Source organism: Demequina silvatica (genome assembly GCF_000971215.1).
In the GTDB taxonomy this organism is placed as follows: domain Bacteria; phylum Actinomycetota; class Actinomycetes; order Actinomycetales; family Demequinaceae; genus Demequina; species Demequina silvatica.
Genome location: NZ_BBMA01000004.1, coordinates 310,163 through 331,618, shown reverse-complemented (window position 1 = coordinate 331,618; position 21,456 = coordinate 310,163). Strand labels below are relative to the sequence as shown.

Sequence of the window (21,456 nt, the reverse complement as noted above, 5' to 3'; positions counted from 1 at the left end):
GGGGATGACCATGACCGACAACGCTCCGATCCTGGTGCTCCTCGACCGCGACGCCGACGGCGCGCTCGCGGGATCCTCCGCCGCGCTCCTGGGCGCCGCCTCGACCGTGGGCACGCCCGTCGCGCTCATCGTGGGCGACGGCGCCGCCGATCTCGCCGCGACCGCCGGCTCGCTGGGCGCGGCGCGCGTCCTGCTCGCCCCCGCCGGTGAGACCGGTGTGGGCGCAGTGGACGCGCTCGGCGCGGCCGCGACCCTGGTGCGCCCCGCCGCCGTGCTCGCCTCGCACTCCATCGAGGGGCGCGAGGTGGCCGCGCGCTACGCCGCCCGTTCCCGGAGCGCCCTCGCGGTCGACGCGGTCGACGTCTCGCGCGACGCCGAGGGCGTGGTCGCGCACCACAGCGCGTTCGGCGGCACGTTCCTGGTCGACTCCGCGCCCACCTTCGGGGCGCCGGTCATCACGGTCCGCCTCGCCGCCATCGACGCCCGTGCCGCCGCCGTGGCAGCGCCCGTGGTCGAGGAGCTCGCGGTCGAGCCGTCCGGCCTGCCCGGCATCACGGTGACCGCCGTCGAGCCCATCGTCGAGACCTCCTCCCGCCCCGACCTGCGCAGCGCCAAGACCGTCGTGTCCGGCGGCCGCGGCCTCGAGTCGGCGGAGAAGTTCGTGCTGGTCGAGCAACTCGCGGACCTGCTGGGAGCCGCCGTCGGCGCCTCCCGCGTCGCCGTCGACGAGGGCTTCATCCCCACCTCCCACCAGATCGGCCAGACCGGCGTGACCGTGTCGCCCGACCTCTACATCGCGCTCGGCATCTCCGGCGCGATCCAGCACCGTTCCGGCATGCAGACCTCCAAGACCATCGTGGTGGTCAACACCGACGGCGACGCGCCGATCTTCGAGATCGCGGACTTCGGCGTGGTGGGTGACGTGTTCGAGGTGGTCCCGCAGCTGATCTCCGCGATCGAGGCGAGGCGCGGCGCGTGACCACCTACCAGCGGCGGGGCCTCCCGCGGTTGCCCGGCGGGGAGCCGTGGCCGCCCGAGCGCGAGGTCCCCTTCGCGGTGGACGATGCGCGGGCCGGGGCTCCCGACACGGTCGCCGCGGTCGCGGAAGAGCCGGGTACGGCGACCACTGCCGTCGCGGCGAGCGCTGCCGCCGTGAGCGCCGTCCCGCTGCGCCGGGGCCTGCCCCGCGTCGAGGGCGGCGAGCCGTGGCCCGCGGAGGGCTACGCGCCCGCGTGGGCGGTGGACGTCCCGGTGGAGGCGGAGGCGTCCGTCGCCGTCGAGTCTCCCGAGGCTCCGCCCGCCGCGATCGAGCCCGGCACCGTCCCGCTGCGCCGCGGCCTTCCGCGTATCGAGGGCGGCGAGCCGTGGCCTGCCGCCGGCTTCGCGCCGGCCTGGGCCGTGATCGCGGAGGCGGAGCCCGAGGTCTCGCCCGAGCCGGAGCCGGAGTCGCCGGTCGAACCCGCGTCACCCGCCCCCATCCCGGAGGCGAGCGCGCCGGAGAAGCCGGCCGGCGCATCGTCCCCCGTACCCACCCCGACCCCGCGCCGCCTGGGACGCGGCGGCCGCGCCGCGATCGGGATCGCCGTGCTGGTCGCGGTGCTCGGCGTCGTGGTGCTGATCGCGCGTTGGCTCATGGGGCTCGACGCGGTCGAGTCGTTCGTCGCGGACTATCCGGGCAACTACGAGCTGCCCGCGGACGCTCCCGTCGGCATCCCGACCTGGCTGTCCTGGCAGCACTTCTTCAACGTGTTCCTCATCGTGCTGATCGCCCGCACGGGCCTGCTGGTGCGGACGCAGGCGCGCCCGGAGGCGTACTGGGCGCCGCGGTCCGGCCGGGGCGATCGCATGAGCCTCATGGCGTGGACCCACCAGGCGCTCGACATCTTCTGGGTGGTGAACGGCGCCGTGTACATCGGGCTGCTGTTCATCACGGGGCAGTGGATGCGGATCGTGCCCACGGACTGGGCGGTCATCCCGAACGCGATCAGCGTGGTGCTGCAGTACGCGTCGCTCGACTGGCCGGCGGAGAACAGCTGGGTCTACTACAACTCGCTCCAGCAGCTGGGCTACTTCGTCACGGTGTTCATCGCCTCGCCGCTCGCGATCGCGACCGGCGTGCGCATGAGCGCGGCGTGGCGTGGCAGCGAGCGCCTGGACCGGCTCTACCCCAAGAGCGTCGCCCGCGCGCTGCACTTCCCGGTGATGCTGTACTTCGTGGCGTTCGTGATCCTGCACGTCGGGCTCGTGTTCGCGACCGGGGCGCGGCGCAACCTCAACCACATGTACGCCGGCACCGACGAGGTCAGCTGGGTGGGACTCGGGATCTTCGCGCTGTCGCTCGTGGTGATCGTCGCGGCGGCCATGGCGTTGCGGCCGCTGTTCATCGCGCCGGTGGCGCAGCGCTTCGGCACGGTGAGCAGCCGGTAGCCAGTCGCGACCAAATTCGCGGTTTCTGTATACAGAACTCGCCCAACGGTGTTAGGTTCGCATCGTTGGGCGAGTTTTTGTATGCAGAACCGCGAGGAGGCGGCGTGAGGACCAGCGAGCGCGTGTACGGGTTGCTCCGCGAGGAGATCCTCGACGGCACGCTCGCCCCGGGCGCCTCGCTCGCCGAGATCGAGCAGTCCGAGCGGCTCGGCGTCTCCCGCACCCCGCTGCGCGAGGCCCTCTCGCGGCTGCAGGGAGACGGCCTGGTCGCCGCGCGCGGCGGCCGCGGCCTGGTGGTCGCGGGGCTGTCCCTCGAGGACGTGCGCGAGCTTTTCGAGCTGCGCGAGGCGCTCGAGGTGAAGGCGGCGTCCCTCGCCGCCGCCCGGCGCGACCCCGCCGTGTTCGAGGCCCTGCGCGAGGAGGTGCGCGCGGCGGGGGAGACGCTCGGCCCGGCCACCGACCTCGAGGGCTTCTACGCGCTCACCGGCCGCATGGACGCGGCCATCTCCGAGGCCGCCGCCAACCCCTACCTCGAGGCCGCGCTGCGCAGCGTCCGCGCCCACGTCGCGCGCCTGCGCCGCGTCTCCCGCGACGACGAGTCGCGCCTGCGCGAGGCCACCCACGAGCACCTGCTGATCCTCGACGCGATCGTCGACGGCTCGCCCACCATGGCCGCCCACGCGACCGAGCTCCACCTCCACCGCAGCCTCGCGAGCATCGTCCGCTCGCTGGGCGCCCATCCCGTCCCCGAGGAGTCCCGTCAGTGAAGACCGTCTCCGTCCGCGCCCACACGTCCGCCGAGGCCCTGCCCCGCGAGCAGCAGCTCGCCTGGAGGATCGCCGAGGTCGCCGCCGAGCGCGTCGACGTCACCCCCGACGTCGAGGACATGGTGATCAACCGCATCATCGACAACGCCGCGGTCGCGGCCGCCTCGTACGCCCGCCCGGCCCCCGCGGCCGCTCGCGCGCAGGCCCTCGCCCACCGCGCATCGTCCGGCGGGGCCGGCGCGACCGTGTTCGGGGAGCCGGGCGCCACCCGCGTCAGCGCCGAGTGGGCCGCCTGGGCCAACGGCGTCGCGGTGCGGGAGCTCGACTTCCACGACACGTTCCTCGCGGAGGAGTACTCGCACCCGGGCGACAACATCCCGCCGCTGGTCGCGGTCGCCCAGCACGCCGCGGCGCGCGGCCTCACCGGCGCGGACCTGCTGCGCGGGATCGTCACCGGCTACGAGGTCCAGATCGACCTGGTCAAGGGCATCAGCCTCCACCGGCACAAGATCGACCACGTCGCGCACCTGGGCCCGTCCGCGGCGGCGGGCATCGGGACGATGCTGGGGCTGGCTCCCGAGGTGATCTTCCAGGCCGTGGGGCAGGCCTTGCACACCACCACCGCGACCCGGCAGTCCCGCAAGGGCGAGATCTCCTCATGGAAGGCGTACGCGCCGGCGCTGGCGGGGAAGCTCGCCGTCGAGGCGGTCGACCGCGCGATGCGCGGCCAGACCTCGCCGACCCCCATCTACGAGGGCGAGGACGGCGTGATCGCGTGGCTGCTGGGCGGCTTCGACGCCTCCTACGAGGTGGCGCTGCCCGAGCCGGGGGAGCCGCGGCGGGCGATCCTGGACTCGTACACCAAGCAGCACTCGGCGGAGTACCAGTCGCAGGCGTGGATCGACCTCGCGCGCCGGCTCCACCGCACGCACCCGGAGGTGGGCGACCCGTCGCGGGTCGACAGGATCGTGCTCGCGACCTCGCACCACACGCACTACGTCATCGGGTCCGGCTCGGGGGATCCCGAGAAGTACTCGCCGACCGCCTCGCGGGAGACGCTCGACCACTCGCTGCCGTACATCTTCACGGTGGCGCTGCAGGACGGCGCGTTCGACCATGAGCGCTCGTACGCCCCGGCCCGCGCCGCCCGCGAGGACACCGTCGCCCTGTGGCGGCGCATCGTCACCACCGAGGATCCCGAGTGGACGCGGCGCTACCACTCGAACGACCCCGCGGAGAAGGCGTTCGGCGGGTCCATCGAGGTGACCTTCACGGACGGGACGGTGTTCCGCGACTCGATCGCGGTCGCTGACGCGCACCCGCTGGGCGCCGCGCCTTTCGCGCGTGCCGACTACGTCGCGAAGTTCCGCGGCCTGGCGTCCGGGGTGGTCCCGGACGCGGAGCAGGACCGCTTCCTCGAGGCCGCTCAGCGGCTCGCGTCGCTCACCTCCGCGGAGCTGGGGGACCTCACGTTCACCGTGTCCGACGAGGTGCGAGCCTTCGCGCCTCACCCTGCCGGGCTGCTCTAGGAGGCCGCGTGCTCTATTCGACCGTCCCCGTCGCCGCGAAGCGCTCGACCTTTCGCGAGCGGCTCGCGTCCGGCGAGCTGCTGCGGCTTCCCGGCGCGTTCAACCCGCTGTCCGCTCGCCTCATTCAAGAGCGCGGCTTCGAGGGCGTCTACGTCTCCGGGGCGGTCCTGTCCGCGGACCTGGGGCTGCCGGACATCGGGCTCACCACGCTGACCGAGGTGGCAGGCCGCACGCGCCAGATCGCGCGGGTCACGGACCTGCCGGTGCTGGTGGACGCGGACACGGGTTTCGGGGAGCCGATGAACGTCGCGCGCACCGTGCAGGAGCTCGAGGACGCGGGCGTCGCGGGTCTGCACATCGAGGACCAGGTCAACCCCAAGCGCTGCGGCCACCTCGACGGCAAGGAGGTGGTGGGGCTCGACCTCGCGGTGCGCCGCATCCGTGCCGCCGCGGACGGGCGCCGCGACCCGAACCTCCTCATCATGGCGCGCACGGACGTGCGCGGGGTGTCGGGTTTGGCCGACGCGGTGGACCGGGCGCGCGCGTTGGTCGATGCCGGCGCGGACGCGATCTTCCCCGAGGCCATGGCGACGCTCGCCGAGTTCGAGGCGGTCCGCGCCGCCGTCGACGTGCCGATCCTCGCCAACATGACCGAGTTCGGGAAGTCCGAGCTCTTCACCGTCGACGCGCTGCGCGACGTGGGCGTCAACGTGGTGATCTGGCCGGTGTCGCTGCTGCGGCTCGCGATGGGGGCGGCGCTGCGGGGGCTCGAGACGCTCGAGGCGGACGGTGCGCTGACCTCCCGGCTCGGCGAGATGCAGCACCGTGCCGACCTCTACGACCTGCTCGACTACCAGGCGTACTCGCGCTTCGACGAGGACGTCTTCACCTTCACCGTCACCCGGGACTGACCCGGCCGTTCCCACCGCGACCATCACAAAGGAGTGATCATGAGCGAGACCCCCGAGATCAGGAAGGGCCTGGTCGGCGTGGTCGCCGACCGCACGGCCGTGTCGAAGGTCAACGTCGAGACCAACTCGCTGCTCTACCGCGGCTACCCCGTGCAGGAGCTCGCGGCGATGCGTGACTTCGAGGACGTGGTCTACCTGCTGTGGAACGGCGACCTTCCGTCGCCCGAGGAGCGGGAACGCGTGCGCGCCCTCGAGCACGCGCATCGCGACCTGGGCGACCGGCTCATGGGGGTGATCCAGCGCCTGCCCGACTCGACCCACCCGATGGACGTGGTGCGGACGGCGGTCAGCGTGATCGGCGGCGAGGACCCGACCGCGTGGAGCCACGACCCGGACGAGATCCGCGAGAAGGCGCTGCGGCTCATCGCGAAGGTGCCCGCCGTGGTCGCGTACATCCAACGCCACCGCCGCGGGCTGGACATCATCCCGCCACGCGAGGACCTGGGCTACTCGGCGAACTTCCTCTGGATGACCTTCGGCGAGGAGGCTCCCGAGGTGGTGCGCAAGGCTTTCGACGTGTCGATGACGCTGTACGCGGAGCACTCGTTCAACGCCTCGACGTTCACCGCGCGCGTGGTGACGTCGACGCTGTCCGACTACTACTCGGCGGTGGTCGCGGCCATCGGCGCGCTCAAGGGGCCGCTCCACGGCGGCGCGAACGAGGCGGTGATGCGGACCTTCGACGAGATCGGGTCCGCCGCGGCCGTGCCCGGCTGGCTCGACCAGGCGCTGGGGGAGAGGCGCAAGGTCATGGGCTTCGGCCACCGCGTCTATAAGCGCGGCGACTCGCGTGTGCCCACCATGAAGGCCGCGCTCGACACGCTCGTCGCCCACTACGACCGGCCCGACATCGCCGCGCTCTACGACGCGCTTGAGGAGGGCTTCGTGTCGCGCAAGGGCATCTACCCCAACCTCGACTACCCGTCGGGCCCCGCGTACCACCTCATGGGCTTCGACACGGAGCTGTTCACGCCCATCTTCGTGATGTCCCGCATCGCCGGCTGGACGGCGCACATCCAGGAGCAGCTCGCGGACAACGCGCTCATCCGCCCGCTGTCGGTCTACGACGGGGTGGGGGAGCGTCACATCGCCGGGTACGTGGCGGACGATGCGGCGGTCGCCGCCGCGACCCGTCAGGAGGAGATGGCGGGCTGAGCCGGGAACGCGTCGCCTCACCTTGGCCCTGCGGGACACTCACCGTGCTTTTTCCAGTGCCTGTGTTCCGGGCGGGACGCGAATCCACGCGGGCGCCTGACCCGCGCCGAGCCCACTGTCCCGTGGCGCGCATCATCGCCTCAAAAGTACCGGTGAGTGTCCCGCAGGAAGGGTGAGGCCGCAGGGCTCAGGGCACCAGGTCAGCGGCGATCGACTGCGCGGCCGCCTCGCGCTCGGCGGCGGTGCCGCCCAGGTCGCTGCCGGGCTTGTTGGCGATCAGCACCGTCATGATCGCCATGCGGATGCGCAGGCGGTCCTCGATGGACGCCTCGTCGGGCATCGCTGCCTCCCACAGCCGCACCTTGATGTCGTGGATGAGGCTGGTGGAGGCAAGGTTCTGCAGCGCGACCTCGTTCTGCTGGACGCAACGCATGACGTCCCCCGGGACGCCGTGGGTGATGTCGCCGAGGCGGCGGATCATCTCGAGCCGGCGCTCGCGCGTCGAGGGCTCGGCGCGCATCCACTCGACCAGCGCGTCGATCTCCGAGGAGGCCTCCGCGAGCAGCGACTCGAGGATCTCCTCCTTGGACTTGAAGTGGTAGTAGAGCGCGGCCTTGGTGACGCCCAGGTCCTCCGCGATCTCGCGCAGGGAGGTCTGGTCGTAGCCGTTGGCGGTGAAGCGGTCGAGCGCGACGTCCTGGATGCGCTCGCGCGTGTCCCCTCGGCGGCGGGTGGCGGTCTCCGACATCGCTTCCTCTCTGGCGCGTCTGTCGCGAATCTCGGGAATCAACTTGACGGCCGGTCAGTTCCAGCATAGCGTCGTATCCGTAACTTACCGGGCGGCTAGGAAGTTCCCCAGCCCCCGCATCGTCCCCCTCGCTCATCCAAGCCGCGGGGGAGGACCCCCTCCTGGCGAAGCCGCCCTCCCCGGACCTGCCGCGCCCCGGCGCGCTCACGAAAGGCACCCATGGACACCACACCCGATCCCCGCCGCTGGTGGGGCCTGGCCGCGATCGGCCTGGCACAGCTGATGGTCGTGCTCGACATGACCATCGTCAACATCGCGATGCCCACCGCGCAGGCCGACCTCGGGATCTCCGACGCCGACCGCCAGTGGATCATCACCGCCTACACGCTCGCCTTCGGCGGCCTCCTGCTGCTGGGCGGACGGCTCGGCGACGTGGTGGGGCGCAAGCGGATGCTCATCATCGGCCTGGTCGGCTTCGCGGCGGCCTCCGCGCTCGGCGGCGTCGCGCAGAGCTTCGAGATGCTCATCGCCGCCCGCGCCCTCCAGGGCGTGTTCGCCGCGGCCCTCGCGCCCGCGGCGCTGTCGATGCTCAACGTCACCTTCACCGAGGCGAGGGAGCGGGCGCGCGCGCTCGGCATCTACGGTGCGATCGCCGGTGGTGGCGCCGCGCTCGGCCTCATCCTGGGCGGCGCGCTCACGCAGTACCTCGACTGGCGCTGGACGCTCATGGTCAACGTGCCCATCGCGGTGGTCGCCGTGATCGGCGCCTCGATGTTCCTCCACGACCGCGGCATCCGCGCCGCGCACGCCCGCCTCGACATCCCCGGCGCGATCCTCGCGACCGCGGGCCTGCTGGCGATCGTGTTCGGCCTCAGCGAGGCCGAGCAGGACGGCTGGAGCTCGCCCCTGGTGCTGTCGATGCTCGCGATCGGCGTCGCGCTGCTCGCCGTGTTCGTCCTGGTGGAGCGCCGCACCCCGCACGCGTTGCTGCCGCTGCACCTGCTGCGCGAGCGCAACCGCGTGGGCGCGCTCGCCGCGGTGGGCCTCAGCCAGGTGGGCATGTTCGGCGTGTTCCTGTTCCTCACCTACTACCTGCAGGGCATCCAGGGCTACTCGCCCATGAAGACCGGCGTCGCGTTCCTGCCGATGGTGGTGGGCATGATGACGGGTTCCGTGGTGATCTCCGCGCGGCTGCTGCCGCGGGTGGGCCCCCGTCGCCTGATGGTGCCGGGCCTGACGTTGGCGGCGCTGGCGCTGGCGTTCCTCACGCAGATGCAGGTGGACTCCGGCTACTGGCTGCACGTGCTGCCGGGCCTGTTGTTCCTGGGCCTCGGCATGGGCATGACCTTCATGCCGTCGATGGCGACCGCGACGGGCGGCGTCCGCGGCACGGATGCCGGTGTGGTCTCGGCGACGCTCAACACCACCCAGCAGGTGGGCGGGTCGATCGGCATCGCGCTGCTCAACACCGTCGCGGCGACGGCGACCGCCAACTGGATCACCTCGAACGGGGCCTCCACGCAGGAGGCCATGGCCGAGGCCACGGTCCACGGGTTCTCGACCGCGATGTGGGTCTCGGTGGGCGCCGTGGTGCTCGCCGCGATCACCGCCGCGATCCTGGTGAACGCCCGCCCGGGTGTGGGCGGTGCGCATGGCGCGCCCGTCGAGCCCGCGGCAGCCGCTGCGGGGGAGGCGGTGTCCGGTGCAGACGCTGCCGCCGTTCCCGCGGGTGCGACCGGCTCTGCCGCTCCTAGCGGTGCGCGCGCCGATACCCGCTGACGACCCCTCTCACCTCGTATGGCGCCCCTGGGTTCTCCCAGGGGCGCCGCCGTGCGTCTGGCCACACGCCGCCTTCTCGAATCGTGAGGCATGGTGACGCTTGGGGCGTGCGTCGGCGCTTAGTCGTGCGCGATCGCGTCACCCGAACGCTGTTACCGGTGTGGGCGCCCGCGGCCGGCGACAGCCGACCTCACGGTTGACACTGTCGAGGCGCGAGAAACGTCACGAAGCCCCATGGTTGATGCTGGCGCCCTCGTGAAGGACCACGCCCGGATCCTCGAGCAGCTCCTGGACGAACGGCGACTCGCGCCCCGCCACCGTGAACACAGTGACCGACCGGCGGGCACGCGTGAGCGCCACGTAGAAGAGGCGCCGCTCCTCGGCGTGCTCGAACGGATCCGCACCCGGCATCGCGAGCGCCAGCAACGGATCCTCCGGGATGCTGCCGGGGAACCCGTAGCGGCCGGTGGTGACGTTCGGGAGGATGACGTGGTCCGCCTCGAGGCCCTTCGAGCGGTGCGCGGTCCGGAACGCGACCCGCAGCCCCGACGGACGCCGGGAGGGAAGCAGCTTCTCGTCGAAGCCGTACCGGCCCAGGACATCCACGGTGGCGCCGCCGTCCTCCGCGAGCACGGCGAGGTGCGCCTCGATCGCGGCCATCAGGTCACCCCTGCGCGGCACGCGCATCACGGTCACGGGCGCGCCGGACGCGCCCCGCGCGGCCCGTACCGTCTTCGCGATCTGCGCGGGGTTGCGCGACACGAACCGGCCCGCGACATCCGCGATCTCCTGCGGCGAGCGGAACGTGGTCTCCAGGCGACGTGTCAGCGCGGGCCCGAACACGGCGTCGAAGTCCGTCATGACGCTGAGGTCGGCGCCGGCGAAACGGTTGATGGCCTGCCAGTCGTCGCCGACGGCGAGCAGGTACGTGCCACGCGGGCGCAGCAGCGCGCGGACGAGGCGGGCACGGGCGCGGCTGGTGTCCTGGAACTCGTCGACCATGATGAGGTCCCAGCGTGCAAGGCCCGGATCGCGCTCCAGGTGCTCGGCGGCCATGGTCAGCATGTCGTCGAAGTCGACGGCGCGTGCCGCGCGCAGGTCCTCCTGCCACAGGTCGTGGACCTGCCAGTACAGGTCGAGGAACGCGCGCGTCCGGGCCACGTCGAGCCCAGGAACTCGCGAAGCCCGCCGCGCGACCTCCTCGCGCGTGAGTCCGTTGGCCTTCACATGAGACATGAAGCTGCGCACCAGCGGCGCCAGCTCCTTGCGCGCGACGCCAACGATCTCCGCGCCGCCCACCCGCGCGATCAGCTCGCGCACCTTGTCGACGTCGCGACCGGCCTCCACGAACGGAGCGATGCGCGGCTTGCGCCCCGTCGCCTCGCCGATCACCGACAGCCCGAACGAGTGGAACGTGGCCGCCTCCACGCCCTCGTGCGGCAGCCCCAGCGCGCCCAGCCGCGCCTCGAGCCGCTCGCGTAGCTCGGCCGCGGCGTCCGCGTTGAAGGCGAGCATGAGCACGCGGTCGGGGTCCACGAACCCCCGGCGGATCGCGTACGCCGCGCGCGCCACCATGACCGATGTCTTACCCGAGCCGGCCGCCGCGACCACGCGCACCCGATTGTCGAGCGACACCACCGCCCGCGCCTGCTCCTCGGTCAGGGGCGACTTCTCGACCGTCGCGAAGAACTCCTTGCCGGCCGCCAGCTCCCGCCGCGCGATCTCCGTGTTCGCGGCGGCCACGTGCCCGCGGTGGTCCTCGCCCAGGAACGCGAGCGCGCTGGCCTCGGGCTCGGAAAGGGTGGCTGCCAGCGCGTCGCGTTCCGCCGCGGTGAGGGTCGCGAGAAGCGCCTCGCGCCGGGGGAGCCCGGCGAGGACGGCGCTGACATCGTCGTACGCGATCCAGCGCTGCGTGCGTGCCCGCGTCGCGAGGAGCCGCGCGAACACTGGCTCCCGCGCGGCGGCGAGGGCGAGCGCGTCGCGCACCTTCGCACGGGCGACGATGCGCGCGAGAGTCGTGCGGATCGCCTCGCCGTCGCGCCGGTCCAGTCCCCGCATCCGCCTGCGCGTCCCGTCCGCCGGGGCGTCGACCACGAGGCAGCGGCTGAACCACCACCAGCCCACGCGGAGCCGCGCGGCATCCGTCCCGGCGAAGGCGTCGACGCGATCACCGTCGCGCAGCGTCAGCCGTCCCGCCTCGAGCGTGAGGGTCCACCCGGGGCGACCGGTCCACGTCTGAGGCACCGGACAATCCTGCCGCAGCCCGCCGACAGCCGGTGACCACGGTTCGGTCCGGTCAGGCGCGGGTTGCCACCCGCCGGAGGTCACGTACGTCGCGTTCCAGGCGATCGAGCGCGCCATGGAGGTCGACCCCGCGTTGCGACGCGAGCCCGTCGAGGATGAAGCCGCGGATCAGCGCGGAGACGGGCAGGTTCAGCTCCGCGGCGACGACGGTCAGCTCCGCGATGACCTCATTGGGGAGCCGCAGCGAGTAGACCGAAGATGCCTCGCGATTTCTGCGGCGCGCGGGAGTGCCTTCAGGTGGCGCCACGTCGCGAGACGTCTCGGAGTCCTCGATCGCTGCGGCGATGCGCTTCTCCAGCTCAGTCATGGTCGACCTCCTGCGAGTAGATCCGTTGGTAGGTGGGATTGGCGGGCCACGCGCCGCCGCTGCGCTGCACCCCGCTACCGTATGACGCACGTCATACGTCCTCAAGGGGCTGTGCACACTGGACCACCGCATCGTCCCTCCGCGATGGTCGGGGGAGCCTCCACGGGTGCCGTACCCTGGTCCGGCTCGACCGGCGCCAGCCGCGTCGCCCGTCCCCACGGCGTGGTGGGACCGCGAGGTCTGCGCGCCGCCCGAACCGAAGCAGGTCCCATGCCCCGCGCCCGCACCATCGTCCTCGCCGCCGCGGCCACCCTCGCGGTCGGCGTCACCGCCGCCTACTGGTACGAGCGGCCCATGCTTCTCACCGGCACGGGCTACGCCGCCCACAACGCGTGCGCCGTCACCGAGGTCGCCGGCAGGGACGATGCGGCGGCCGACCTCCCCGCGAACCCCCTGGTCCCCGTCCTGCGCACCTCGTTCGCGGACGGCGAGGCGTCGACCACCATCCTCGGCGTGCTCGCGAAGCAGCAGGCCTGGGCGACGCCCGGCTACGGCTGCACGCTCGCGTCCGAGCGACCTAAGGGCCTCCCCGAGCCGACCGCCGTGGACGCCAACCTCTACACCGACCTCCCGCTCACCCCGGGGGACGATGCGGCGGTCACCCAGGCGCTGGCGTACGGCTTCGGCGACGACCTGGGTGGGGACGAGCGCGCCGCGCTCGGCACGCGCGGCGTGGTGGTGTTGAAGGACGGCGAGCTGGTGGCGGAGCGGTACGCCGACGGCTTCGGACCGGAGACGCCGCAGCTCGGCTGGTCGATGACCAAGTCCGTGACCAACCTTCTGGTGGGCCGACTGGTGCAGGCGGGGGAGGTGTCGCTCGACGACGACCACCTGGTGGAGACGTGGACCGACGGCCGCGCCGACATCACGGTGCGGCAGCTCATGCAGATGACCTCCGGCCTCGCGTGGGACGAGACGTACGACCTCGGCACGCCCATCACCCAGATGCTCTACGGCGAGGGCGACATGGGCGCGTACGTCGCGTCGCAGGAGCTCGCGCACGAGCCCGGGGCGTACCTCCAGTACTCGAGCGGGTCGACCACGCTGCTGTGCGACGTGGTGACCCAGGGGCGCGGGGGAGCGGACGCGCCGCGTGCGCAGGTGTTCGCGCCGCTGGGCCTGTCGAGCGCCGTCATGGAGGTGGATGCGGCCGGGACTCCGGTGTGTTCGTCCTACATGTGGGCGACGCCGCGCGACTGGGCGACGGTCGGGCAGTTCGTGCTCCAGGACGGTGTCTGGGACGGCGAGCGGCTGCTGCCCGAGGGCTGGGTCGCGGAGTCGACGGTCCCGGTCGACACCGAGATCGAGGAGGGTTCGGACGGCTACGCGTCCGGCTGGTGGGCGAACACCCGCCCCGACGGCTCCGTGGTGGACCCGGAGCTGCCCGCAGATGCGTACTCGGCGTCGGGCCACGACGGCCAGAAGGTGATCGTGGTGCCATCCGAGGGGCTCGTGATCGCGCGGCTCGGATTCACGCCCGAGGCGGACGACAACCGGGTGCTCGCGATGGCGGAGCAGGTGATCGCGGCGCTCGGGTGAGGTGGGGCGCAGCGGCCAGCCCGCGCATCGTACCTGGCAAAGCGGAAGGCCCGCCTCCCTTCGACGGGGAGACGGGCCTTCGCGATGAGCGCTACGGCTTAGCAGTCGTAGTAGAGCTCGAACTCGTGCGGGTGCGGACGGAAGCGCAGCGGGTCGATCTCCTGCGTGCGCTTGAGGTCGATCCACATCTCGATGAGGTCCTCGGTGAACACGCCGCCCTCGGTGAGGAAGCCGTGGTCCGCCTCGAGGGCGTCAAGCACCGCGGGGAGCGAGGCCGGGACCTGAGCGATCTGGGCGTGCTCCTCGGGGGGCAGCTCGTAGAGGTCCTTGTCGACCGGGGCCGGGGGCTCGATGCGGTTCTTGATGCCGTCGATGCCGGCCATCAGGAGCGCCGCGAACGCGAGGTACGGGTTCGACGACGGGTCGGGCGCGCGGAACTCGATGCGCTTGGCCTTCGGGTTCGACCCGGTGATCGGGATGCGGACCGCGGCGGAGCGGTTACGCGCCGAGTAGACCAGGTTGACCGGGGCCTCGTAGCCCGGCACGAGGCGGTGGTACGAGTTGACGGTCGGGTTGGTGAACGCGAGCAGCGACGGCGCGTGCTTGAGGATGCCGCCGATGTACCAGCGGGCGAGGTCCGAGAGGCCGCCGTAGCCGGACTCGTCGTAGAAGAGTGGCTCGCCGTTCTTCCAGATCGACTGGTGGACGTGCATGCCCGAGCCGTTGTCGCCGAAGAGCGGCTTCGGCATGAAGGTCACGGTCTTGCCCGCGCGCCACGCGACGTTCTTGACGACGTACTTGAACTTCTGGATGTCGTCGCCCGCGTGCAGCAGCGTGTTGAAGCGGTAGTTGATCTCCTGCTGGCCGGCGGTGCCCACCTCGTGGTGCGCGCGCTCGAGCTCGAGGCCGACCTCGCCGAGGACCTTGCACATCTCGTCGCGGAGGTCCGCGAACTGGTCGCCGGGGGAGACGGGGAAGTAGCCGCCCTTGTAGCGCGTCTTGTAGCCGCGGTTCGGGGTGCCGTCCTCCTCGTACTCGACGCCGGTGTTCCACCAGGCCTCGGAGGAGTCGATGTGGTAGTAGCCCTCGTGCTGGTTCGTGTCGAAGCGAACCGAGTCGAAGATGAAGAACTCCGCCTCGGGGGCGAAGAAGGCGGTGTCACCGATGCCGGTGGACTTCAGGTACTCGACGGCCTTCGCCGCGATGTTGCGGGGGTCGCGCGAGTAGGGCTCGTTCGTGAACGGGTCCACGATCGAGAAGTTGATGACGAGCGTCTTCGCCTTGCGGAACGGGTCGACGAACGCGGTGGCGACATCCGGCAGCAGCTTCATGTCGGACTCGTTGATCGCCTGGAAGCCGCGGATCGACGAACCGTCGAACATCGCGCCCTCGGTGAACACGTCCTCGGTGAACTGCGACGCGGGGATGTTGAAGTGCTGCATCTGACCCGGCAGGTCGCAGAAGCGGATGTCGACGAACTCGACGCCCTCGTTCTTCACATACTCGATCGCCTCGTTGGCGTCTTTGAACATCCGGTACTCCTTGAAGAGGTTGGACAGGCCTTCGGTGGCACCTCACACCCTAGGGGCGGTCCGTTGCCTACGGATACACGGAATGTTTCCAGAGTGTTACATGTGGCACCTTTCGGGCCGTGGTAACGCCCGGGCACCGCGCGCGAGGAGGCCGCCTGGGGGACGATGCGCGGGCTGGGGGCCGCGCGCATCGTCCCCCGCGGTGCGGGTTGACTAGGCTTTCGGAGTGACCGAGCAGACCGCACCTTCCGCACTCGTCCCTCGCCGGCTGGCCGGCATCGCGATCGACTGGGTGCTGTGCCTGCTGATCTCGTCGGCGTTCTTCCCGGACCCGAGCTACCCGGCGGACACCGTGACCGGGCTCGAGCGGGCCTTCCTCGCGGGCTCGCCCTTCGCGACGCTCGCCGTGTGGGCCGTGCAGCACCTGCTGCTGGTCGCGACGCTCGGCACCACCATCGGGCACCGGCTGCTGGGCCTGCGCGTGGTGCGCGAGGAGGGGCCGCTGCCGGTGGGCTTCACCAAGGCCGCGATCCGCACCGCGCTGCTCGCGCTGGTGATCCCCGCGGTCGTGTGGGGTCCCGACGGGCGCGGGCTGCACGACAGGCTCGCGCACACCCGCGTGGTGCGCGCGGCGCGCGTCGGGGGAACGGAGGGCGTCGCATGACCGCCATCGAGGCCGCGGGCGTCCTGCTCGACATGGACGGCACGCTGATCGACTCCACCGCGACGGTGGACGTGGTGTGGGGCGACTTCGCGCGCCAGGCCGGATTCGACGTGGACGAGGTGCTCGCACACGTCCACGGCGTCCCCGCCCGCGCGACCCTGCGTCGCTTCCTGGGCGAGGACGCGGACATCGAGCCCTGGTTCCGCCAGATCGAGGAATGGGAGAACGAGCGCTTCGACGCCGACGTCGAGATCCCCGGCGCCGTCGCGGCGGTGCACGCGATCCCGTCCGGCCGATGGGCCGTGGTGACCTCGGCGCTGCGCGATGCCGCGCTGCGCCGGCTCGCGCGGCTGGGGTTCCCGGACGTGGAGGTGCTCGTGGCCGCGGAGGACGTGGAGCGCGGCAAGCCCGACCCGGAGCCGTACCGCCGGGGTGCCGAGGCGCTGTGCGTCGCGGTCGAGGACTGCGTGGTGTTCGAGGACTCCGACGCCGGCGTGCGGGCCGGGCTCGCGGCCGGCGCGACCGTGGTGGTCGTGGGTGGCCTGGCGACGCCCGCGACCGCGGGGTTGGCGCGGGTCGCCGACATGACCGCCGTGAGCTTCGCGCCGGGGGAGCGCGGCGTCACCGTCACCCTGAGCTGACCGCGCGCCCGCTCCGGGCCGCCACGGCGGTGTGGGTAGATGGTGGTCGGTTCTGGCGGGTCGCCGCGCGGCACTGGTAGATCAGTGTCGGCTGGCGCCGGCGACGCCCGCGTGCGGCGACGAGGACGCGAGAGCCGGCCGCCGCATCGTCCCCCGACAACCATCTACCGCTGCCGCGCGGCGACCCAGGAAAAGCGACAACCCCCTACCAATTCCCCGGGAGGGGAGCGGAGGGGGTTGGTCGCGAGACGGCTCAGCGGCCGCGCATGCCCTTGCGGTCGGGACGCGCGCGCACCGGGTCGATGCCCTTGGGCATCGGGGGCTTCGCGCCGCCGATCGCCTTGAGACGCGCCTCGACCGTCGGACGGTCGTTGCGGCCCAGGGCCTTCTTGGTCTTACGGATCGCCTTGGTGAGGCCGCCCAGCGGCACCTCGCCCTCGCCGCGGCCCACGTAGATCACGGTGACGGGGACGCCGGGGACCAGCTTCTCGATGCGCTTCTTCGAGGTCTCCGCGGGCTTGTGGATGATCGCGCCGCCCTCGGCGAGGAGGACGATGCCGCCCTTGCCGACGCCCTGGAACACCACGCCCTTGCCGCGGGTGTCCATGTTCACCGGGTTGTCCTCGAACTTCCATCCGGTGCGGATGGTCTGCGCGACCGCGAGGGAGGCGCCGGTCTGGCCCTCCATGCGCAGGAACGCGGTGCGCTCGAAACGGCGGGTCAGGAAGTACATCGAGCCGAGCAGGCCGGTCAGCACGCCGAAGATCGACGCGTAGATGATCGCGGCGGTGCCGCCGATCAGCGCGCCGATGAGCACCGCGATGCCCACCACGCCCACGAAGATGCCGATGATGCCGGGCAGCAGGGCCTTGTCGTGCGGGGCGGTGACCCGGTACGCCTGGGCGACCAGGTGGTACCAGCGCTGCTTCTTGGGCTTGCTCTCGGTGCTCTTGTCCTTAGCCATGATGCGCACAGTCTAGTCGCAGGCCCGGACACCTCCGGGACCCCCGCGACCCGCACATCGTCCCCCTGCGGTACCCCGCGGGAAGGATGGCCGGAAGGTCAGCCGAGCTCGGGGCGCGCCTTGAGCAGCGCCGAGGCCTCCTGGCGCGACTCGGTCGCCTCGCCGAGGTGCGCGAGCGCGTCCGGGATGGGACGGCCCTTGCTCTTCATGGCCTGGCCCCAGAGGCGGCCGGCGCGGTACGAGGAGCGCACCAGCGGGCCCGACATGACGCCGAGGAACCCGATCTCCTCCGCGATGTCCGAGAGCTCGACGAACTCGGCGGGCTTGACCCACCGGTCCACGGGGTGGTGGCGGGGGGAGGGGCGCAGGTACTGCGTGATGGTGATGAGGTCGCAGCCGGCGGCGTGGAGGTCGCGGAGCGCCTCGACGGCCTCGTCGAACGTCTCGCCCATGCCCAGGATCAGGTTGGACTTGGTGACCAGGCCGTCCTCCTGCGCCGCGGTGAGCACGGAGAGCGAGCGATCGTAGCGGAAGCCGGGACGGATGCGCTTGAACACGCGCGGCACGGTCTCGAGGTTGTGGGCGAGGACCTCGGGGCGCGAGGAGAACACCTCGGCGAGCTGGGCGGGGTCCGCGTTGAAGTCGGGGATGAGCAGCTCGACGCCGGTGCCCGGGTTGAGGGCGTGGATCTGGCGGACGGTCTCCGCGTAGAGCCAGGCGCCGCCGTCCTCGAGGTCGTCGCGCGCGACGCCCGTGATGGTCGAGTACTTGAGGCCCATCTGGCGCACGGACTCGGCGACGCGGCGAGGCTCGTCGGCGTCGAACGCCGCGGGCTTGCCGGTGTCGATCTGGCAGAAGTCGCAGCGGCGCGTGCACTGGTCGCCGCCGATGAGGAACGTCGCCTCGCGGTCCTCCCAGCACTCGAAGATGTTGGGGCAGCCGGCCTCCTCGCACACCGTGTGCAGGCCGCCGCTCTTCACCAGGCCCTTGAGGTCCTTGTACTCGGGTCCCATGGTCGCCTTGGTGCGGATCCACTCGGGCTTGCGCTCGATCGGGACGGCCGAGTTGCGGGCCTCGACGCGCAGCATCTTGCGGCCCTCGGGTGCGATGGTCACACGGGCTCCTTCGTGGGGAGGTGGGAGTCTGCGCCGGTGGGCGCCTGGGCCCACCTTACGTCGGCGAGGGCGGCTTCCAGGAATCGCACGGTCGGGTCGACCGCCTCGGCGAGGGGCACGTCGCGGCCCAGCTCGGCGGCGAGGGACGTGACGTCCGCGTCGGAGATGCCGCACGGGACGATGCGCTGGTACCAGTCGAGGTCGGGCGTGCAGTTGAGCGCGATGCCGTGCATGGTGACGCCCTTGGCCACGCGCACGCCGATTGCGCAGACCTTCCGCTCGCGGCGCGTGTCCGTGGCGGGCAGCCACACGCCGGAGCGGCCCTCCACGCGGATCGTGTCGAGCCCGAAGGTCGCGCACACGTCCATGACGGCCTGCTCGAGCTGGCGGACGTACCGGACCACGTCGACGGGCTCCGCGAGCCGCACGATCGGGTAGGCGACCAGCTGGCCCGGGCCGTGCCAGGTGATGCGGCCGCCGCGGTCGACGTCGATGACCGGGGTGCCGTCGACGGGACGGTCCCACGTGGCGGTCCGCTTGCCGGCGGTGTAGACGGGCTCGTGCTCGACCAGGAGGACCGTGTCCTCGGCCTCGCCGGCGACCACGGCGGCGTGGACCTCCCGCTGGAGATCCCACGCCTCCTGGTACGGCACCAGGCGCGAGCCGAGGTCGAGGGGGACTGTGCGCATCACAGGATGGTAACTCTTGGCGGGGTCGGGAATAGGAAGGCCTGCTTCCGGCATCATTCTCCACGTGAAGCTTCGATCCTGGGCACGTCCCCTGCTCATCATCCTCGTGATCTTCGGCTGGCTCGCCATCGGCGGCGCCGGCGGTCAGACGTTCGGCAAGCTCTCGGAGGTGCAGGAGAACGACTCCGCGGCCTTCCTCCCGTCGAGCGCCGAGTCCACCGAGGCCGCCGACCTGCATGCCGAGTTCGCCCCCACCGACTCCGTCCCCGCGCTCCTCGCCGTCGAGGGCGGCGCGGCGGACGTCGCGACCGTCCAGGCATTCGTCGACTCGGTCCTCGCCGAGCCGCTCGAGGGCGACCCCGAGGGCCGCACCGTCGGCGACATCACCCTCACCGGACCTCAGGGCCAGGGGCCCACCGCCGTGCCGTCCGAGGACGGGGAGGCCATCCTGGTGTCCTTCGCGGTCGACGCCGAGGTCTTCGACGAGATGGCGGGCGAGGAGTCCGTGGGCCAGCTCTACGTCGACACGCTCCGCACCGCGTGGTCGGAGGCCGACACCGGGCTGACCGGCTACGTCACAGGGCCCGCCGGCCTCGTCGCAGACCTGGTCGAGGCGTTCGGCGGCATCGACGGCATCCTGCTGCTCGTCGCGCTGGGTGTGGTGCTGATCATCCTGCTCATCGTCTACCGCAGCCCCGTGCTGCCGTTCCTGGTCCTCGCGACCTCCATGCTCGCCCTCACGGGCGCGATCATCGCGGTCTACGCCCTCGCCAACGCCGACGTCATCACGCTCAACGGCCAGAGCCAGGGCATCATGTTCATCCTGGTGGTCGGCGCGACCACCGACTACTCGCTGCTGCTGGTCGCCCGCTACCGCGAGGAGCTGCTGCGGATCGAGTCGCCCTACGCGGCCCTGGGTCACGCCTGGAAGCGCTCGCTCGAACCCATCGCCGCCTCGGCCGGCACCGTGATCCTGGGACTGCTGGTGCTGCTGCTGAGCGACCTCAAGTCGAACGCCGCGCTCGGCCCCGCCGGCGCGATCGGCATCGCGGCGTCCTTCCTCGCGGCGCTCACGCTGCTGCCCGCGCTGCTCCTCATCGGCGGCAAGCACGCCCGCGGCGTGTTCTGGCCCGCGATGCCGCGCTATCGCGGAGACGACGCCCACGAGTCCGAGGAGACCATCGAGGCCGTCGAGGCGCGCGCCGGCGTGTGGGGCCGCGTGTCCCGGTTCGTCGACTCCCGACCGCGCGCGGTCTGGGCGGCCGCCGCGCTGGGCCTCGCGATCCTCGCCGCGTTCGTGCCCACCTTCAAGTCGGGCGGCCTCGGCGAGCGGGACATCTTCACCGCCGAGACCGAGTCCGTCACCGGCTTCGAGTTCCTCGAGCAGCACTTCGAGGCGGGGGCCACGTCGCCCATCCGCATCATCACCGCGGAGGGCTCGGCGCAGGACGTGCTCGCGGCGGTCGAGGACGTCGAGGGCGTCACCCAGGCGTACCTGCTCACGCCCGCGGTCGCGGCCGGCGCCCCGGCGGGGGCCGTGCCCGAGGACCCGATCGTGGTCGACGGCCTGGTCGAGATCAACGCCATCACGCAGGTCTCGGCGTCCTCCGCCGAGGCGCTCGACATCGTCGCCGACGTCCGCACCGAGGCGCACGCGGTCGACGCCGAGGCACTGGTGGGCGGCCAGGCCGCCGAGTCCCTCGACACCCGTCTCACCAGCGAGCGCGATCTGAAGATCATCCTGCCGACCATCCTCGCGGTGATCCTGGTGGTCCTCATGCTGCTGCTGCGCTCGATCCTGGCGCCGGTGCTCATCATCCTCGCGAACGTGCTGAGCTTCGCGGCGACCATGGGCCTCGCGGCGATCGTGTTCAACCACGTGCTCGACTTCCCCGGCACGGACCCGTCCGTGCCGCTGCTCGGGTTCGTGTTCCTGGTGGCGCTCGGCGTCGACTACTCGATCTTCCTCATGTCGCGCGCGCGGGAGGAGTCGCTGCAGCACGGCGCGCGGGAGGGCATCCGGAGGGCGCTGGCGGTGACGGGCGGCGTGATCACGTCCGCGGGCATCGTGCTCGCGGCCACGTTCGCTGCGCTGGGCGTGATCCCGCTGATCTTCCTCGCGCAGATCGCGTTCATCGTGGCGGCGGGCGTGCTCATCGACACGTTCGTGGTGCGGTCGCTGCTGGTGCCGGGGCTCATCGCGGACATCGGCCGCCGCGCGTGGTGGCCGGCGCGTCGCATCGGCGACTGAATCCGCCCTGTGGA

At 71.9% G+C, this 21,456-nt stretch carries 18 protein-coding genes; 11 read left to right on the top strand and 7 right to left on the bottom strand.

The annotated features are described in order from the left end of the window. Positions 1-10 precede the first annotated feature (10 nt). The 6 genes from AOM05_RS07405 (at position 11) to AOM05_RS07380 (ending at position 6,849) form a co-directional block, all read left to right on the top strand. Complete coding sequence (locus AOM05_RS07405) at positions 11-979, top strand: electron transfer flavoprotein subunit alpha/FixB family protein (RefSeq protein WP_062520806.1); 969 nt, start codon at positions 11-13, stop codon at positions 977-979. Continuing rightward, positions 976-2,427, top strand: a complete 1,452-nt coding sequence (locus AOM05_RS07400) for a cytochrome b/b6 domain-containing protein (RefSeq protein ID WP_062520803.1) — start codon at positions 976-978, stop codon at positions 2,425-2,427. The genes AOM05_RS07405 and AOM05_RS07400 overlap by 4 nt, the downstream gene beginning before the upstream one ends. Positions 2,428-2,531: 104 nt before the next feature. Next, positions 2,532-3,194 carry a GntR family transcriptional regulator gene (locus AOM05_RS07395; protein ID WP_062520801.1) on the top strand — a complete coding sequence of 221 codons (663 nt, stop codon included), beginning with the start codon at positions 2,532-2,534 and terminating at the stop codon, positions 3,192-3,194. Continuing rightward, positions 3,191-4,723 (top strand): MmgE/PrpD family protein, encoded by a 1,533-nt coding sequence (locus tag AOM05_RS07390; RefSeq protein ID WP_062520799.1) that lies wholly within the window; start codon positions 3,191-3,193, stop codon positions 4,721-4,723. Before AOM05_RS07395 ends, AOM05_RS07390 begins: the two co-directional genes overlap by 4 nt. 8 nt (positions 4,724-4,731) lie before the next feature. Then, positions 4,732-5,634, top strand: a complete 903-nt coding sequence (gene prpB / locus AOM05_RS07385; protein ID WP_062520797.1) for a methylisocitrate lyase — start codon at positions 4,732-4,734, stop codon at positions 5,632-5,634. A 39-nt stretch (positions 5,635-5,673) separates the two neighbouring features. After that, positions 5,674-6,849 carry a bifunctional 2-methylcitrate synthase/citrate synthase gene (locus tag AOM05_RS07380; protein ID WP_062520795.1) on the top strand — a complete coding sequence of 392 codons (1,176 nt, stop codon included), beginning with the start codon at positions 5,674-5,676 and terminating at the stop codon, positions 6,847-6,849. Between the two features lie 187 nt (positions 6,850-7,036). Here the strand turns inward: AOM05_RS07380 and AOM05_RS07375 are convergent, their stop codons facing one another. Next, positions 7,037-7,597 (bottom strand): TetR/AcrR family transcriptional regulator, encoded by a 561-nt coding sequence (locus AOM05_RS07375; RefSeq protein WP_062520792.1) that lies wholly within the window; start codon positions 7,595-7,597, stop codon positions 7,037-7,039. A gap of 219 nt (positions 7,598-7,816) precedes the next feature. On the opposite strand from AOM05_RS07375, the gene AOM05_RS07370 reads away from it, so the two are divergent. Continuing rightward, positions 7,817-9,376, top strand: coding sequence for an MFS transporter (locus tag AOM05_RS07370; RefSeq protein WP_082097350.1), 1,560 nt, complete (start codon positions 7,817-7,819; stop codon positions 9,374-9,376). A gap of 222 nt (positions 9,377-9,598) precedes the next feature. Here the strand turns inward: AOM05_RS07370 and AOM05_RS07365 are convergent, their stop codons facing one another. Then, positions 9,599-11,620, bottom strand: a complete 2,022-nt coding sequence (locus tag AOM05_RS07365) for a UvrD-helicase domain-containing protein (protein WP_062520789.1) — start codon at positions 11,618-11,620, stop codon at positions 9,599-9,601. Between the two features lie 52 nt (positions 11,621-11,672). Then, the gene (locus tag AOM05_RS07360; RefSeq protein WP_062520787.1) at positions 11,673-11,987 is read right to left on the bottom strand and encodes a hypothetical protein; all 315 of its coding nucleotides are present in this window, start codon (positions 11,985-11,987) and stop codon (positions 11,673-11,675) included. Positions 11,988-12,257: 270 nt separating this feature from the next. Between AOM05_RS07360 and AOM05_RS07355 the strand changes: the two genes are divergently transcribed. Continuing rightward, positions 12,258-13,586: a serine hydrolase domain-containing protein gene (locus tag AOM05_RS07355; RefSeq protein WP_062520785.1), complete on the top strand. Its 1,329-nt coding sequence runs from the start codon at positions 12,258-12,260 to the stop codon at positions 13,584-13,586. A 98-nt stretch (positions 13,587-13,684) separates the two neighbouring features. Here AOM05_RS07355 and glnA read toward each other — a convergent pair whose 3' ends face one another. Then, positions 13,685-15,118 carry a type I glutamate--ammonia ligase gene (glnA, locus tag AOM05_RS07350; protein WP_062520783.1) on the bottom strand — a complete coding sequence of 478 codons (1,434 nt, stop codon included), beginning with the start codon at positions 15,116-15,118 and terminating at the stop codon, positions 13,685-13,687. A gap of 226 nt (positions 15,119-15,344) precedes the next feature. On the opposite strand from glnA, the gene AOM05_RS07345 reads away from it, so the two are divergent. Continuing rightward, positions 15,345-15,782, top strand: coding sequence for an RDD family protein (locus AOM05_RS07345; RefSeq protein ID WP_062520781.1), 438 nt, complete (start codon positions 15,345-15,347; stop codon positions 15,780-15,782). Next, the gene (locus AOM05_RS07340; protein WP_062520778.1) at positions 15,779-16,423 is read left to right on the top strand and encodes an HAD-IA family hydrolase; all 645 of its coding nucleotides are present in this window, start codon (positions 15,779-15,781) and stop codon (positions 16,421-16,423) included. The genes AOM05_RS07345 and AOM05_RS07340 overlap by 4 nt, the downstream gene beginning before the upstream one ends. 253 nt (positions 16,424-16,676) lie before the next feature. Here the strand turns inward: AOM05_RS07340 and AOM05_RS07335 are convergent, their stop codons facing one another. The 3 genes from AOM05_RS07335 to lipB all read right to left on the bottom strand — a co-directional run bounded on the left by AOM05_RS07335 (position 16,677) and on the right by lipB (position 19,191). Next, positions 16,677-17,387 (bottom strand): DUF4191 domain-containing protein, encoded by a 711-nt coding sequence (locus AOM05_RS07335; RefSeq protein WP_062520776.1) that lies wholly within the window; start codon positions 17,385-17,387, stop codon positions 16,677-16,679. A 98-nt stretch (positions 17,388-17,485) separates the two neighbouring features. Further along, positions 17,486-18,502 carry a lipoyl synthase gene (lipA, locus tag AOM05_RS07330; protein ID WP_062520774.1) on the bottom strand — a complete coding sequence of 339 codons (1,017 nt, stop codon included), beginning with the start codon at positions 18,500-18,502 and terminating at the stop codon, positions 17,486-17,488. Then, positions 18,499-19,191: a lipoyl(octanoyl) transferase LipB gene (gene lipB, locus AOM05_RS07325; RefSeq protein WP_062520771.1), complete on the bottom strand. Its 693-nt coding sequence runs from the start codon at positions 19,189-19,191 to the stop codon at positions 18,499-18,501. Before lipB ends, lipA begins: the two co-directional genes overlap by 4 nt. Positions 19,192-19,255: 64 nt before the next feature. Between lipB and AOM05_RS07320 the strand changes: the two genes are divergently transcribed. Then, the gene (locus AOM05_RS07320) at positions 19,256-21,442 is read left to right on the top strand and encodes an MMPL family transporter (RefSeq protein WP_156165090.1); all 2,187 of its coding nucleotides are present in this window, start codon (positions 19,256-19,258) and stop codon (positions 21,440-21,442) included. Positions 21,443-21,456: the final 14 nt, after the last annotated feature.